The sequence below is a fragment of the Lacinutrix sp. YIN62 genome (assembly GCF_057219185.1).
The window spans coordinates 216,844-231,637 of the sequence record NZ_JBXVVH010000002.1; the positions used below are offsets into that span (position 1 = coordinate 216,844).

The 14,794-nt window shown below is 33.0% G+C and carries 12 protein-coding genes; 6 read left to right on the top strand and 6 right to left on the bottom strand.

Going from position 1 to position 14,794, the window contains the following annotated elements; translation table 11 throughout:
* Positions 1 to 7: 7 nt before the first annotated feature.
* The 3 genes from AC2D8I_RS02405 to AC2D8I_RS02415 are packed head-to-tail and all read right to left on the bottom strand — an operon-like array spanning position 8 to position 3,186.
* On the bottom strand, positions 8 to 883 hold the full coding sequence (locus AC2D8I_RS02405; RefSeq protein WP_484704394.1) for a SagB/ThcOx family dehydrogenase: 876 nt from the start codon (positions 881 to 883) through the stop codon (positions 8 to 10).
* Positions 884 to 898: 15 nt separating this feature from the next.
* The gene (locus tag AC2D8I_RS02410) at positions 899 to 2,197 is read right to left on the bottom strand and encodes a YcaO-like family protein (protein ID WP_484704395.1); all 1,299 of its coding nucleotides are present in this window, start codon (positions 2,195 to 2,197) and stop codon (positions 899 to 901) included.
* Between the two features lie 17 nt (positions 2,198 to 2,214).
* On the bottom strand, positions 2,215 to 3,186 hold the full coding sequence (locus tag AC2D8I_RS02415; protein WP_484704396.1) for a TOMM precursor leader peptide-binding protein: 972 nt from the start codon (positions 3,184 to 3,186) through the stop codon (positions 2,215 to 2,217).
* Between the two features lie 730 nt (positions 3,187 to 3,916).
* Between AC2D8I_RS02415 and AC2D8I_RS02420 the strand changes: the two genes are divergently transcribed.
* Positions 3,917 to 5,941 carry a hypothetical protein gene (locus AC2D8I_RS02420; protein WP_484704397.1) on the top strand — a complete coding sequence of 675 codons (2,025 nt, stop codon included), beginning with the start codon at positions 3,917 to 3,919 and terminating at the stop codon, positions 5,939 to 5,941.
* Between the two features lie 61 nt (positions 5,942 to 6,002).
* Here the strand turns inward: AC2D8I_RS02420 and AC2D8I_RS02425 are convergent, their stop codons facing one another.
* Positions 6,003 to 8,156, bottom strand: coding sequence for a TonB-dependent receptor (locus tag AC2D8I_RS02425; protein ID WP_484704398.1), 2,154 nt, complete (start codon positions 8,154 to 8,156; stop codon positions 6,003 to 6,005).
* Between the two features lie 131 nt (positions 8,157 to 8,287).
* Here AC2D8I_RS02425 and AC2D8I_RS02430 point away from each other — a divergent pair, with 131 nt between their 5' ends.
* Positions 8,288 to 8,959 (top strand): lysoplasmalogenase, encoded by a 672-nt coding sequence (locus AC2D8I_RS02430; protein ID WP_484704399.1) that lies wholly within the window; start codon positions 8,288 to 8,290, stop codon positions 8,957 to 8,959.
* On the opposite strand, the gene AC2D8I_RS02435 is transcribed toward AC2D8I_RS02430, so the two are convergent.
* A complete protein-coding gene (locus AC2D8I_RS02435; protein ID WP_484704400.1) occupies positions 8,956 to 10,242 on the bottom strand; it encodes an NAD(P)/FAD-dependent oxidoreductase in 1,287 nt (428 codons plus the stop codon). The two genes, AC2D8I_RS02430 and AC2D8I_RS02435, sit on opposite strands and share 4 nt — an antisense overlap.
* Positions 10,243 to 10,627: 385 nt before the next feature.
* Between AC2D8I_RS02435 and AC2D8I_RS02440 the strand changes: the two genes are divergently transcribed.
* Both AC2D8I_RS02440 and AC2D8I_RS02445 read left to right on the top strand, forming a co-directional pair.
* Entirely contained in the window at positions 10,628 to 11,539 is a 912-nt protein-coding gene (locus AC2D8I_RS02440) for a hypothetical protein (RefSeq protein WP_484704401.1), read from the top strand.
* 117 nt (positions 11,540 to 11,656) lie between these two features.
* Positions 11,657 to 12,220: a hypothetical protein gene (locus tag AC2D8I_RS02445; protein ID WP_484704402.1), complete on the top strand. Its 564-nt coding sequence runs from the start codon at positions 11,657 to 11,659 to the stop codon at positions 12,218 to 12,220.
* A 49-nt stretch (positions 12,221 to 12,269) separates the two neighbouring features.
* Here the strand turns inward: AC2D8I_RS02445 and AC2D8I_RS02450 are convergent, their stop codons facing one another.
* On the bottom strand, positions 12,270 to 13,241 hold the full coding sequence (locus AC2D8I_RS02450) for an IS110 family RNA-guided transposase (RefSeq protein WP_484704403.1): 972 nt from the start codon (positions 13,239 to 13,241) through the stop codon (positions 12,270 to 12,272).
* Positions 13,242 to 13,668: 427 nt separating this feature from the next.
* Here AC2D8I_RS02450 and AC2D8I_RS02455 point away from each other — a divergent pair, with 427 nt between their 5' ends.
* Together AC2D8I_RS02455 and AC2D8I_RS02460 are read left to right on the top strand one after the other, a co-directional pair.
* Positions 13,669 to 13,872, top strand: a complete 204-nt coding sequence (locus AC2D8I_RS02455; protein WP_484704404.1) for a helix-turn-helix domain-containing protein — start codon at positions 13,669 to 13,671, stop codon at positions 13,870 to 13,872.
* Positions 13,873 to 14,146: 274 nt separating this feature from the next.
* Positions 14,147 to 14,794 (top strand): helix-turn-helix domain-containing protein (locus AC2D8I_RS02460; RefSeq protein WP_484704405.1); only part of this gene is annotated, 648 nt, incomplete at its 3' end.

Genomic DNA, 14,794 nt, shown 5'->3' on the forward strand with positions numbered 1-14,794 from the left:
TAATTTATTAATTTTCAGCATTTGTACGTGGGGTTTCTTCTTTCTCTTTTCCTATAACAAGGATGTTTTGAACCGTTTCTCCTACTCCATTTACATCAAGGAGTTCATTTATTTTATCATCATAATAAAATCCAACCATACATGATGCTAAATTTATATGTTCGCAAATAAGGTTTATGTTTTGAGCTACAAAACCGGTTTCCATTAAGATAAAACGATAGGCTCTTTCTCCATATTTAATCATTTGCCGTTCAAATACAGAAGTCGTTAACACTACACAAGAGGCGTTTTCTATATCCACCCAAGGTTTAGCTCCTGAATATTCCGCTAGGAAATCTGTAAAATCTCCTTCTTTTATTAAAGACAAGGCATTTTTTATAGGACTATAATGGTACAATCCCTTGCGAACATCTCCATTTAAAACAACCACATACAACTCTAAAGGATATAAACCTCCTGCTGAAGGCACATGCCTAAACGACCATTTTACGTTTTCGCTAACTTGATTTGTCTTTGAAATTCCATAAGAATAATATAGAATTTTATGAAGCTCAAAGAGAGAGATTTTATAATCGCCATCAAAGGTTCTTCCGCTATGTCTCCCTTGTATTGTTTTATAAAAATCAGATTTATCGCCTTGTATATCATAATCTTCTAAATTATGAGTTTCTATTTGATAATAGTTTTTATAAGGCTGACTAGATTTTTCAACAATATAAGGGCTCTCAAACATGCTTATTTGAGAGATCTGTTTTCTTGCTATTATTTTATTTACCTTGGAGTTTTCATGATACAAGGCTGCCATTGTTTTCCCGAGATTACGAATACTCGTAATCTCCATATCTAAGCGATCGTATTTTTCTTTTATATTTTCAATATTCATTTATGTAGTTTTTGTTTATGGGAAAGGATAAGGATAACGAGAAATTTCTTCATACGTTTTAGCTGGGTAACCTAGTGCTGGTGGCACTTCATACAATCGTTTTCCGCCCCAAAAATAAAAAGGGTAACCGCCAGCCATTTGTATAAGTTGAGGAATATATATTTTTATAGAATAAAACCCTGCCTGATTAACATCAACCGTTGTTACATCCTTAAATAAAACGTTGTAACCTTTCTTTTTAAAGACTTTTAGCATGCTTTGAATTTCTTCAATATCGCTAGTCTGTCTTACTTCATTAAAATCTATTTCTTTATTCGGAACCTTATCTATCCATTTATCGAACACCTTCATTTCTTCCTTATGGACGTTATAATATAAAGAATGGTCTTCAAAATCTCTTAAATCCATTTTTCCTTTATTCCAATCTGGGTTTTTATTAAACGTATGCCGTAAGTAAGAGACCGCTTGCCCACATTCCATTATTACTTTTTTAATAGCTTCGGCATAGGTTCCTCTTGTAGAAGATCCTACAGTAATAAATTTACCATAATCACTCTCTCCTACACAAAAACCAAAAACACTTGGTTTTTCAAGATCCAACGTAACGTCTAACAGGTGAAACTTAAAGTTTTTAGGATAATACTGGTCTATATAATCCTGCATTTCTTGAGTAATTCTAATTTTTGGAACGTCCAAGTGATGAGACCATGTAATTACAAAAGAATCCCGTTCTATACACTCATACAATCCCCCTAATACTGCTTTATAAAAATTTGAATGCGCTGCTAGCCCTGTAGAAGTATTAAACATGATATAATAAGGATCTTCAAAAAAAGGCATATATACCAATGTTGCGGGAATACATGCTTCTTGACCATCTGTAAGATCTGTACATTTTACCCAATGCAATTCTAAATCTTCGGTTAATGGTTTTATAGGAAGTTCGTTTTTTTGATATAAGTCATGTTGATTCTCATGATAAATCGCATATTCTGAAGGGGGAATTTTTTTCCCTACGTTTAAGTCCTTATACGCAGTTTTTATAAATTCTTCTTTTTTATAAAACACCGGTGCATAACGTTCAGAAATTTCACCTAAAGTTGTAAGCATTGCGCCTTCCCATGAATATGCACAGCCACTTCCTCTTCCAGGAAAAGACGTTGTACCTAGCATAGACGTTTCTGAAGGAATAACTCCAAAGGCAATCAGTTTTGGGTCTCCGTTTTGAATTGGTAATCGAGAGACTTTTTTTAGAATTCCTGTTTCATCTGAAATAATACAAGAACACTTATCTAAAGTTTGATTTGTATACATATATTAGGAGCTAGTAGTTATTTAAGTGCAATATTTGCGATCCATGGCGATAAGTTATACTCTAATTCTGGTTTACAAGTACTACACAAAGGATTTTTTAATAGCTTGTGTTTTTCTGTGGTTAAGGATGGAAGAATATTAATAATATTATTGTAAGTTTCTGGTACATCCCATTCGGTAAGAAACTTTAAACTGTCAAATATTGCTGTAGAAGCAATAATTTCATGAAAGCCTGTAGGCGCCCAATCTGGCTGTGACCCCTTATCTTCGGCTTTAAGATGCCTTTCGTAAGCTAAAAAATACTGTAGGTGTTCTATATTACTTTTCACTCTTGCAGATAAGCATTCATAACATCCTGTTTCTTTCCCATAAAACAAAGGTCCAATACTCCCATAACCTCTCCACATACCGCGAACAAGCATCCATGGTTTATTTTGGATTAAAGCAATATGATTTACTTTTTCTAAAAATTTAGGGTTCCATTCGTTATTCTCTATGATAACAAGGTCTGCTCTTTTAAAAGCTTTCTCTAGTAAAGACTCGGTATTTTTATTTGTTAGTTTGGTTAAAAATAATGACCCAAAATCATTTTTATTGGCAATCTTCTTAAAAGATTCAAAAAGATCTCCAGAACCAATAATTTCAAGTGTTTTTTCTGTTTTTAATCTAGAAAAATCCTTTTGTTTTCCTAAAATACCAAGTGCCAAACCTTTAACATCTTTTTTAGGACTAACATAATACTCATTAAAAATACCACTCTCTTTCAATTCATTAACGACGGGCATTATTTTGGATTCTTCAAACTTACTTTTTAAATTCTTCATCAACTCTTTGAATGAAAAATTCTTTTCTCTAGTTATTTTTACGATGTAAAGGAAAATTTCTTTTTTTTCTTCGCCCTCAAAACGGACTAAAAAAACATCGCCTTTTGTTCTTATTTGATAGACATTATTTTCTTTATCTTCGAAAATGTCAAAGTTGTTCAGCATAGATTTAGTTGGTTTTTTGTGAATAAAAAAAGCCTGTATGCATTAAACGCACACAGGCTACATACTTTAAAGTGCAGAAAGTGCAGATTGCTCTGCAAAAATGCTAAAGTTACAACAGCAACAGCAGTTACAGTTGCAGCCAGCAGCAACCATAAATTTGTCGCTCGCTCCTAATGTTGATGATAATCTTTCAATTTTCATGATAATGAATATTAATTAATTATGTCTACTCTATTATAGCTTTTCGACTTACGCTTATTGTCTTGTTATTGACAACGAAACCAAAACTACAATTATAATTATTCATTTATATACTGAATATCCTTATAAAAAACAAGGTAAATCCTTAGCTCAAATAAAACGTAATATTCTATTTTATAGAACATTAGACACCATAAAAACAAACATTAATCTGACTTATTATTCTTACAAATAAGGAAAAACACGCTTTAACCCCAAAGCTTTAAACCTACTGTATTACAGCGATTTAACTCTTGACACTTTTAGATTGATTCTACAATTTTGCATAACATATTAATTCATTGACGGAAGCTGAAAAGTCATTGAATATGAGTTATATATAACGACTTAAAACTGTAATATTTAATTTTTTATCAAATATCACGATTTAAACTTTCTAAGTAGAAAACAAACAAAAATTAATGATTATCCCGTTTTAAGCCCTACTCAAAAACGATATAGAGTAAGCTAAATTTAACTTTTAGAACTAATGCCAAAATTAGACGACAAACAATTAATGACTGCTAGAGAAGAATTCAATTCTTATTTAGCTGTTGGAGACACTGGATTTTCTAAACTAAATCTAAAAACACCTCTAGATTTTTATAAAAACAAAGGAAATACAAGCTTTGAATCTCTAGGTTGTGTTGGGTATAACCCTGAATTTGAAGAATTAACAGCAACGGTTAAAATAAAAAGAGCGACAGGCTATTCTGGAAATCTCTGTGATAAAGGATCTTACGAATATGTGCGTTTCTATTTAGACTACCAAACTGGAAACGGTTGGAAAGATATGGGCTATACTGCTTTAAATGTCCATGACATTCCAACAGGTAAAGACTGTTTAAAAAAAATAAAAAAACCCATTGATTATGTGGTACGGCTAAAAATTGACCCTAAACAACTATTTTGTACAAAAGCCAACCTTCCCAAAGTAAAAGCCATATTATCATGGAATGCCATTCCTGCTCCCAACGACCCCAATCAAGTTATTGGAAATTACGTTTGGAGTGACACTAGAGTTGAAAACATTCAAATAAAACCTTTAACATTTATTCTACCCACCTTTCCTACAGTTCCAATTTCTACCGGTATTCCCTCTGCCTTTACTCTTTCTAGTCTTTCTAAAAAAACAATAGCTCCAAAAAAAATAGACTTTTTAGAATTAGCAGATGCATATAAAAAAGAAAAAATAGAACCGCATCGTTTTGGTTACAAACTATTAAAAGAAGCGAAATCAACTTCAAATTATGCTGCCATAAAAAACATAGAAAACTTATTTGATTCGAAAAAACTCTCGCTTGCAGACAGTCTTTCTCAGTTAAATAAGCTAAAATGTAATACCACTTACGAGGAACTTATGTGTGTTGGCGCAGATTATAATCAAGAGGCACTAATAGGAACCTTTAAAATAAAAAAACCTTCAGGTTACAATGGAAATTTATGTAATAAAGGCAGTAAAGAATACGTTTCCTTTTGGATTCAAGATGAAAAATATTGTAAATGGCAACATGTGGGCAGCACTTTTGTTGAAGTACATGACATTACGCCTTTTCCAAAAAATGGATTATCCTATTCGGCCATTTTACCTTATGACTTTTCAAAATTTAAAAAGAAATGTAGCAAACCTCAAGTTTTAAAAGTAAGAGCGGTACTGTCATGGAATACGCCGCCACAAGGATTAAACTGCGCTTCATGGGGTAATGTAGTAGAGTCTTACATACAACTTAAACCTAAAGTTTTCACCTTTGGAAACAGACCTAAACTAATAACTGTAGGTGGTGTAGCAACAGATTATATTAACCCTGTAACGGGATTAACCATTCCTGGAGCCAAATTTGAATTTAACCAAATAGCGACATTCAATAACAGTCCGTTTAGAGGCATTATTGTTGTGCAAGGAATTTCTGCACCTTATGCTGGTATGAAATACAAAATAAAAATTACCAATTTGGCTACCAATGGCAGTTATTACTTAAACGACGATCTAAAACTCATAGGGTTTTCTGGAGGTAGCGTTACACATCCTACTGTTACGGCGGTTAATAATGAGTACACTTACCAACCATATAATAACAATATTGGAAGTATTCTTGCTAGGTTTTCTCCAGGGACTAATGATAAAATTAAGGTAACCATAGAACATAGTAATGGAACGTCAGACAGTCAAATTATTCAAATGGATAGCAGCTTACCTAAAGTAACCTTGTCTATAAACGATGGCGGTAATTGCACCCATTATAACCAAGGCGATACTATAAAAGGGCAATTTACAGTGACCGATAACTACATTGAAAATTATGCTGTTACAATAGGTAATTTAGGCGTTTACACCAAAATAGGCCCTGGATTAGATCAATCTGGAACCAATACCGGAGCGGGAAAATTTGAAATTAAAACCGATCCAAACCTAAATTGTGGAGCCATTCATTTAAGAGCGACCCAAAAAGCCATTTTAAATAGTGCGAGTAAAGGCACACATGCCGATGCGCATATTACAGTTTGTTTAAAATAAAAATCAATTTTTTAATTACACCTAAAAACAGTTCCTAATTTATGGAGCTGTTTTTTTATTCCTACAAATTATTCAATTGGTTATCTGTACCTTTTTCGCTAATAGTCCAAAAGAAACCTACGAAAAAGAATTGATCGGCAGCTGGTTGTAAAGCACGCCTATTAAAATTATTGTTTAAATCTGGTACACTAGCATATTGGTAACCGTTAATATTTTTTATCCCTAATACATTATTAACCGAGAAATACAGAATTTTTTGAGGACTTAATAAATACGCCCAATTTAAACTTAAATTATTATAACTTTTAGTTTTAGCATTTAAAAAGCCAGGACGATTAGGATTTGTATAGGTACGTCCCGAAGCAAAACTATAACTTAACCCTACTTGGCTTTTCCATTTGTTAATCCAATATTTTCCAACAACAGATATATTGTGTGTGTTTACAAAGTCCGGTTGCGCTGTACTAGGGTAGTTCTTATAATCGCGCGCCGTATCTAAATACGAATAACTTAACCAATAATCTATGTTACTAATACTTTTACTATCTCTCCAAAATAAATCTATGCCTTTAGCAAATCCAGAACCTAAATTGGTATAATTGCTATTAAATTGTGCAAACTCAGTATCATATTTTATTAATTTATTATAATCTTTATAATATGTTTCTGCTCTAAAAATTCGCCCCGCATGGTTTAACTGATAATTTAAAATATAATGCTGTGCGTGCTGCGCTTTCAATTCTTGATTAAACTTTAAAATCTGGGCACTTGGATTCTGATAGAAATCACCGTACGCTAAAGACACCTGGCTTTTAGAGCTTGTTTTATAAGCCAAAGATACTCTTGGAGATACTGTGGTTTCTTTAAACAAAACACTATATTCTAAGCGACCACCAGCTTTTAGAGCTAAGGTTTTAGAAAAAAACAGCTCAGCCTCTGTAAAACCGGCAGCCATCGTATTAGAAACCCCATAATCTTGCGGTAACATTAAGCCTTCAACATAATTTTCATTAAATCGTGTTGAAAAATACTCCCCTCCAAAACGAAGCTTAAAACGATTACTAAAACGATGTTTCAGTCTGGTTTTTGCATGTATAGATTTCTCTGTATTATCAATGTTATTATGCGCTGTATTTATTTTATTTTTTGAATAAGTATAACTTAAGCCACTAAACAACTCCCACGTGGCATTTAAAGCCCCTTTGTAAGATCCATTAAAATATAAATTATTGTTATTTAACTTAAACTGTATGCCATCGGTATTATTTATATCCGCTTGAATGACATCGAAATGAGAGGTATCGAATGCAGAATATATTTTATACATTCCACGTTCTGTTTTATGCCTATACACCGCTTCTCCAGACGCACCTTCATAAGGTTGTTTCCATTCGTTTCTATCGTTAAACACAGCATTATATGGCGATAAATTTATATATGATGCATTTATACTTATAGCATTATTTCCCCATTTTTGAGTATTTCCAAGCGTAGCACCTACACTCATTATAGCAATATCTGTTTTTTCCTGCTCAGGTTCGGCAATAGTATTTAATAACAACACACTAGACAACGCTTTTCCAAATTCTGCGGAATAGCCGCCTGTAGAAAAGGTTATTCCATCAAATAAAAATGGAGAATAACGCCCCCGTGTTGGTGTATTATTAGGACTAGGCGTGTATGGGGTAAAAACACGAATCCCATCTATAAATATTTGTGTTTCCGTTGCGTCGCCTCCTCTTACAAACAGTCGCCCATCTTCAGAAACAGTTGTTGTTCCTGGTAAGGTTTGTAAAGCGCCTACAAAATCTCCCAAAGCACTAGCCGTTGTAACAACATCTAGTGGTTTTAAAACCGATATTTTACTATTATCGCCTGCGGCAAAGGTCCCTGCCGATAGCACTACCGTGTCTAGTGTCCCTACAGCATCTCGTAACGTTACAGTTATATTATCTAATGTACTAACATCACTTTGTATCTGTACCGTTTCATAGGAAACAAAAGAAATAATTAATACCTGTGTTCCTTTTGCTTCCGTTAAAAATGTAAATACACCTTCTGCATTGGTTGTACTTCCATCGTAAGTACCATCTAAATATACATTTGCTCCTACTATAGGATTCTTTTTTGTATCTATAATACGTCCGCTTATTGTTGTTTGTGCAATGCTTAACAAAGGCATCAAGCTCATTAATAGTACGTGTAAAAATTTCATTTAATCTGTTCGTTTTGTTTAATGGTACAAAACTCTATTTGTTACCACAATATCAAAACTTATACTTACCGAACTGTATTTTTTTTAAGATGAAATGAGTACTTTTACTTTTTATCCAAACACCCCTGTAAATGAAACTCAATCCTCATCTTTTATTTTTTATAGTATTTTCTATTCTCGTTTTAATTGAAACGACCCTAGCTAACTTTAACGGCTTACAAGCAATACACTTTATTTCCAAACCTTTAATTGTAGGCACTTTACTATTTTACTTTTTAAAACATAATACACGACTTACCAAACCTACCAAAACCTTTACTAGTCTAGCACTGGTATTTTCGTTAATTGGAGATGTTTTATTGTTATTCGTATATCAATCAGGGCATTTCTTTATCGCTGGCTTACTGGCTTTTTTAATCGCTCACATTATGTATTGTATTGTCTTTTTAAAACAGCGTAATACCACTATAAAACCCTATGGTTTTATAGCCTTGCTTTTGGTTTATGCCATTGGCTTGTTTAGCCTTTTAAAATCGGGGTTAGGTGCTTTATTAATACCTGTTATTTTATATATGGCAGTTATTTTAGTAATGGCCGTCTCTGCTTTTTTAAGACGTGGCAACGTTAGCCCTTATAGCTTTAATCTTGTTTTCTTTGGGGCACTTATGTTTATGTTATCGGACAGTTTATTGGCTTTAAATAAATTTTACACGCCTCTAGATTATGCCGATTTTAGCATTATGTTTACCTATGCCTTGGCGCAATTATTAATTGTTTTGGGCCTTTTACAAAAAAAGGATTAGCCTGTTTTATTTCCCTTATTAAAAGGGCGTATAATAAGCCGTGCAGCTTTATCAAAATTAATATAACTGTAAGACCAGTTAAAAAAAACAATAACGCGATTACGAAAGCCTACCAAAGACATTAAATGGACAAACATCCACACAAACCAAGCAAAAAAACCAGCAAACTTATAATGCTTTAAATCTACAACAGCTTTGTTTCTGCCTACCGTTGCCATAGCTCCCTTATCTTTATAAACAAAAGGTTTCATCTCCTGCCCTTCAATATGCCTTATAAGATTAGCGCCTAGCAATTTACCTTGCTGAATTGCTGGCTGTGCCACTTGAGGATGCCCATTAGGATAAGCTTCTGTTTGCATTAAAGCGATATCCCCTATAGCAAAAATAGTATCGTAACCTTCAACTTGATTAAACCTATTAACCACATAGCGATTAGACTGCGCTTTAACAGCCGTTGCTTTTAACCCTTTTACAGGAGCTCCAGTAACGCCTGCCGCCCAAATTAAGGTTTCAGACTGTAATATCAAATCGGTATTGGTTAAAACCATTTTACCGTCGTAAGCCTTTACAAAGGTATTGCAATGTACCTTTACGCCTAACTCCTCAAGAAATATTGTGGCCTGCGCAGAGGCATACTCACTCATAGGCGGCAACACCCTTTTATTTCCCTCCAACAAATGGATTTGCATCATACTACTATCTAAATCCCTATAGTCTTTAGGTAGTATGTTGTTTTTTAACTCTGCGATAGCACCTGCCAATTCTACCCCTGTGGGGCCACCACCCACAATTACAAAATTTAATAATGCCTTACGTTCTTCTACAGAGTTCGTCACTGCCGCTTTTTCAAAATTTTGAAGTATTAAGCTACGAATATCCAATGCTTGCGGCACTTTTTTCATTGGCATACTATTGGCTTCTATAGTCTTATTCCCAAAGTAATTAGTCTTTGTTCCCGTAGCCAGTATAAGATAATCGTATGCCAATGCCCCTATATTAGTTTGTATTACTTTTTGAGCTGGATCGATCGTTTCTACACTAGCTAAACGAAAAAAAGAAGTTTTGTGTGTTTTTAAAATTTTCCGAAGCGGATATGCAATAGAATCGGGTTCTAACCCTGCCGATGAAACTTGATATAAAAGAGGTTGAAATGTATGGTAATTATGCTTGTCTAATACAACGACCTGTGCTTTTTTATTTGCTAGAGATTTAGCAATACTTACCCCTGCAAAACCGCCACCTACAATGACAATCCTAGGGCTTTTGGTATTAGGTATATTCATATGTATAAACTAAAATGAAGTGTTATCAAAGATACAAAACACCTCTTTTAATGCCTAGTTAAAAGGCTTAAATACTTACTTTTTTTTGAGCTTCTATTTTCCGCTATTATCAGCAGACTCATATTTAACATTTCTTAAGAAAAAACATTGCATTAAGTTCAAAATAGCTCATAACTAACAATATACAACCAAGTTAATAATAACCATAGCCGTTTTTAACGGTTATAACACACTTATAAATAAACTAAGATAAGCGCGCATATGCTTTGTTATAACTAGAATAAAACGGCTTAAACACACTATTATTTAAAATTAAAACTATATTGCATAAGGAAAATAAGTGCCAGTGAGTTGTACTTATATAATAGTTGTGGGTAATTTAAAAATGAGATACATACAATACATATTAATCATTTTTATTTTGAGTAGTTGTTCTATTCATAAGAAACACACTTGGAATTGTGTTCAAATTGATGAAGGGAATATGGCATTCAATCAGATGTTTGAGCTGATTGGAAAAACCCAGATTGACACAAACAAAATCAAAGCTGTAAAGATTTATTCTTACGGGTTTCGGAAAAACGGAAAAATAAAGGATAGCACTTTGATTGAATATTTAAACTTGGATTATTTCTCAACATTTAAAGACCATACAACTTATGAAATAAAATATGATAGTCTAGGAAGAGATTTTGAACGCTATGCCACGAGAATTGAAACAGGCACAACACATTTGAATTACAGGAAAACTTATGATGATAATTCAAATCTTAAAGAATGGACTGTTTTCAATCGAGATGGTCAAATAAATTCCAAGACTTATTATTACTATGATAGCCTGAATCTCTTAGTAAGAGAAGAAAAACATTACGGCCATTTTATATATGAACAACCCAAATTAGAAAAACTGACGACATATGAATATCAAGATTCTATTTTGAGCAGAAAAACTCAATGGAATGACTATCTTGATAATAAGGGATTTGACTCAAAATTGATTCAAGAATATGATTCAAATAATAGACTCATAGATTATAAAAATGAAACAATTGAAAACGATTCTACAACAAGTTTTTGGGGATTTAAATCATTTTATGGCAACAATGGGAAATTAGTAAAGAAACATTCTTATGGCTCTGATAACAGAAATGTACAAACAGATTACAAGTATGATTCTGATGGAATGCCCGTTGAAGTTTTCTCATGGAAACTTGATACTCACGAATCGACAAGATTAATAAGATATTTTTACAAAGAACAAAGAAAAACTACCCACAACAATGCATATACAAAATAGGCGAAATGGCAGTAAAATCAACGGTTATAGCACGCTTCATAATCGTGTTGGTTTGATAAGTTTGAAGCCCGCAATCGCCTACTTTGCATATACTAAACGTTGGCAACAAGCTGAAAAATGAGATTTATAATAACAATTTTAGTTCTGATTTTATGCTTTTCGTCTTGTAAAGAAAAGACGGAAAGAAAAACTGAACCTAAAAAAGAAAAAACTGAATTAAAAGTCGAATCGAATAAACCGAAAGTTGAACCGATTGAAAAAGTTGACTTATCAAAAGTTCCTGATTCTTTAGAATTAGTTACTGACAAAAATCTGATAGGAGATTTTAACGGAGATAACAAAACTGACTTCGCCTCGATCGTAAAAAATAAAATCAATCAAAAAACTGGAGTTTTAATACTTCACAATTCTGTAAATTTTGAGAGTTACATTTTCGGAGCAGGAAAAGAAGTGTCTGAAATGACAGACTTGGATTGGATTGAAGTTTTTGAAATGTTACCAATAGGAGAAATTGTCTCACCGACTTTAGTTGACGAAGAAACGGGAGATATAATCGGACAAGACGAAAGCAAGAATTTCAAACTTATTGGAAACGGAATTTATATGAGCGTTGAGGAATCTCACGGTGGCGGAATTATATTTTGGAACGGAAAAGAATATCAATGGTATCATATAGAATAAAAAGCCAGTTGCCAACAAAGCACTGAAGTAAAAACCAAATAAAACTCAATTAATGACACCTCAAAACACTTCTATATTCATCGTTATAAGGCACCCCATTTTTAACAATAGAAAACGCTTGTTTTAGTAACTTATTACACACTGCTATTAAAGCTAGCTTTTTACTTTTGCCTTTAGCCACTATTCTATCGAAAAGGGCTTTACATGCCCGGTTATATTTACAGGCATTAAAAGGGCACATAAATAATAAATTTCTAAGTTTTGGGTTCCCCATTTTACTAATTCGTGGGCGCCCTTTTACACGACTTCCACTTTGTCTTATTATTGGAGTTAATCCAGCATAACTACATAACGCTTTTGAACTTTCAAAACGATGAAAACCATCTGTGAAAACCAATAACATTAAAGCCGTTTTGTTGCCTATTCCTGGAATACTTTGTAATAAAGTTAATGATGATTGATATTCTTCTTTCACATGCTCTTGCAATGTTTTTTCTAAAATTTCCATTTCTTTTTTTAGATGCTTTAAGCTTCTCTTTAAAGACTTAACAACACTTTTTGATGGATTTCCTAAAACCGATTCGCCGTGTATTTTATTTTTTAACTGAGTGCTTTGTTTACTGTAAACACTAAGCATACGCGATAACTGTAAACTCTCTTGCTGTCTACTTGATTGACCAACCCATAACTTAGGATTTCTATCCTTACCATAAAGCTGAATCATTTTCGCATCACTCTTATCGGTCTTTATTTTTGATAAATCCATTTGGATATAACGTTTAATCTTTAATGGATTAACGACACTTACTCCAAAACCTAATGCTAACAAAAAGTAAGCTAATCGAGAATGATAATAACCTGTAGCTTCCATAACGCAAACCGTATTGGAATCTAATATTTTAACTAACTTTTTGAAGCCAGAAATACTGTTACTAAATTGATAATACTTCGAATGATTATCGCAGACATCAAAAAAATCTTTACTAATGTCTATTCCAAAATATTTAATATCTTTATTCATAAAAAAAGGATTGTAAAGAACTTAATCTAATGTGAATTCTACAACTTAAAATCGAAGTCTAAAGCTTCACAGAACTGAACGAATTTAACATAGTAAAGAACAGGGATTATCAATGTTGACGAGAGCTAGGTCTCTGCGTATATCATAACCTTATTCTGTGCTTTAGTTCTTTATGATTATGTGTCTAATTTAATAAAATGCTAACTTAAGATGTATATAAAAAATAGGCGAAACAGTGATAAATTCAAAGCTTTGAGTTTATATCAAACTTTATACTTAACCGAAAGTTTAGCACTTAGAAATCGCCTACTTTTCATATACTAACCGTTGTGTGTAATGCGGTATGGTAAAGAAACATCGTTTACAAAGTTAAAGGGACATCGTTTACACTTTTTAAAGACTAAATTTCTGAATAAAAACAGAAATTATGCCTTGGAAAGAAACGACAACTATGGAACAAAAAATTGAATTTATCTGTGAATGGCGTACAGGAAAATATACCATTACAGAATTATGCAGAACCTTTGAAATCTCTCGTCCTACAGCTTATAAGTTAATAAGTAGATTTGAAAACCAAGGCTATGAAGGTCTTAGGACAGGCTCTAGAACCCAGACACCTAACAATGTATAAAAAACATAGGGCGTTTGCGTTAAACCGAAAAGTCAGTGTATATTAACAAAGTCCGCTAAATATAAAATTTGGCGTTTATAGAAGAAAAGATAAAAGCAAAATATTTATATTTAGCTAAGTAATAAACCGAAACGATAGTGCTTTTTAACTGCCCTACGCTTCTTATACTAAACGTTGTGTGTAAGCTGGTATGGTAAAGAAACATCGTTTACAAAGTTAAAGGGACATCGTTTACACTTTTTAAAGACTAAATTTCTGAATAAAAACAGAAATTATGCCTTGGAAAGAAACGACAACTATGGAACAAAAAATTGAATTTATCTGTGAATGGCGTACAGGAAAATATACCATTACAGAATTATGCAGAACCTTTGAAATCTCTCGTCCTACAGCTTATAAGTTAATAAGTAGATTTGAAAACCAAGGCTATGAAGGTCTTAGGACAGGCTCTAGAACACCTTCAAAACATCCTAATGCTACCCCGCTAAATATTATAAAAGGGATCTTAAAACTAAAAGAAAAATACCCGCGTTGGGGAGCCAAAAAAATAAGGATATTATTGTTTAAAGAATTTACAGAAAAACAAATTCCTTCTGTGGTTACAGTTCATAAGATCCTTAAGAAAAACGGCTTTGTTTGTACTAAAAAAAGGATGAGAAGAATCAAACCTATATTCCCGATTTTCGACCCTAAAAAATGTAATGAAGTCTGGAGTGCAGACTATAAAGGCAAATTTTTAATGGGCAATAAAATATACTGCCACCCCTTAACTATTGCGGACTCGAAAAGTAGGTTTTTATTTACTGCTAAAGGGCACTATAAAGAAACCCTAAAATCCGTTAAAGCTGAGTTCACAAAGGTTTTCAGGAAATATGGAATCCCTAAACAAATACACACTGATAATGGGAGTCCTTTTGGTTCG

What these genes read in the sequence shown, in the direction of transcription:
- AC2D8I_RS02435 (WP_484704400.1), bottom strand. Translation starts at nt 10,242, where the DNA reads ATGAATATACCTAATACCAAAAGCCCTAGGATTGTCATTGTAGGTGGC.
- AC2D8I_RS02455 (WP_484704404.1), top strand. Translation starts at nt 13,669, where the DNA reads ATGCCTTGGAAAGAAACGACAACTATGGAACAAAAAATTGAATTTATC.
- AC2D8I_RS02450 (WP_484704403.1), bottom strand. Translation starts at nt 13,241, where the DNA reads ATGAATAAAGATATTAAATATTTTGGAATAGACATTAGTAAAGATTTT.
- AC2D8I_RS02445 (WP_484704402.1), top strand. Translation starts at nt 11,657, where the DNA reads ATGAGATTTATAATAACAATTTTAGTTCTGATTTTATGCTTTTCGTCT.
- AC2D8I_RS02420 (WP_484704397.1), top strand. Translation starts at nt 3,917, where the DNA reads ATGCCAAAATTAGACGACAAACAATTAATGACTGCTAGAGAAGAATTC.
- AC2D8I_RS02440 (WP_484704401.1), top strand. Translation starts at nt 10,628, where the DNA reads ATGAGATACATACAATACATATTAATCATTTTTATTTTGAGTAGTTGT.
- AC2D8I_RS02430 (WP_484704399.1), top strand. Translation starts at nt 8,288, where the DNA reads ATGAAACTCAATCCTCATCTTTTATTTTTTATAGTATTTTCTATTCTC.
- AC2D8I_RS02410 (WP_484704395.1), bottom strand. Translation starts at nt 2,197, where the DNA reads ATGTATACAAATCAAACTTTAGATAAGTGTTCTTGTATTATTTCAGAT.
- AC2D8I_RS02425 (WP_484704398.1), bottom strand. Translation starts at nt 8,156, where the DNA reads ATGAAATTTTTACACGTACTATTAATGAGCTTGATGCCTTTGTTAAGC.
- AC2D8I_RS02415 (WP_484704396.1), bottom strand. Translation starts at nt 3,186, where the DNA reads ATGCTGAACAACTTTGACATTTTCGAAGATAAAGAAAATAATGTCTAT.
- AC2D8I_RS02405 (WP_484704394.1), bottom strand. Translation starts at nt 883, where the DNA reads ATGAATATTGAAAATATAAAAGAAAAATACGATCGCTTAGATATGGAG.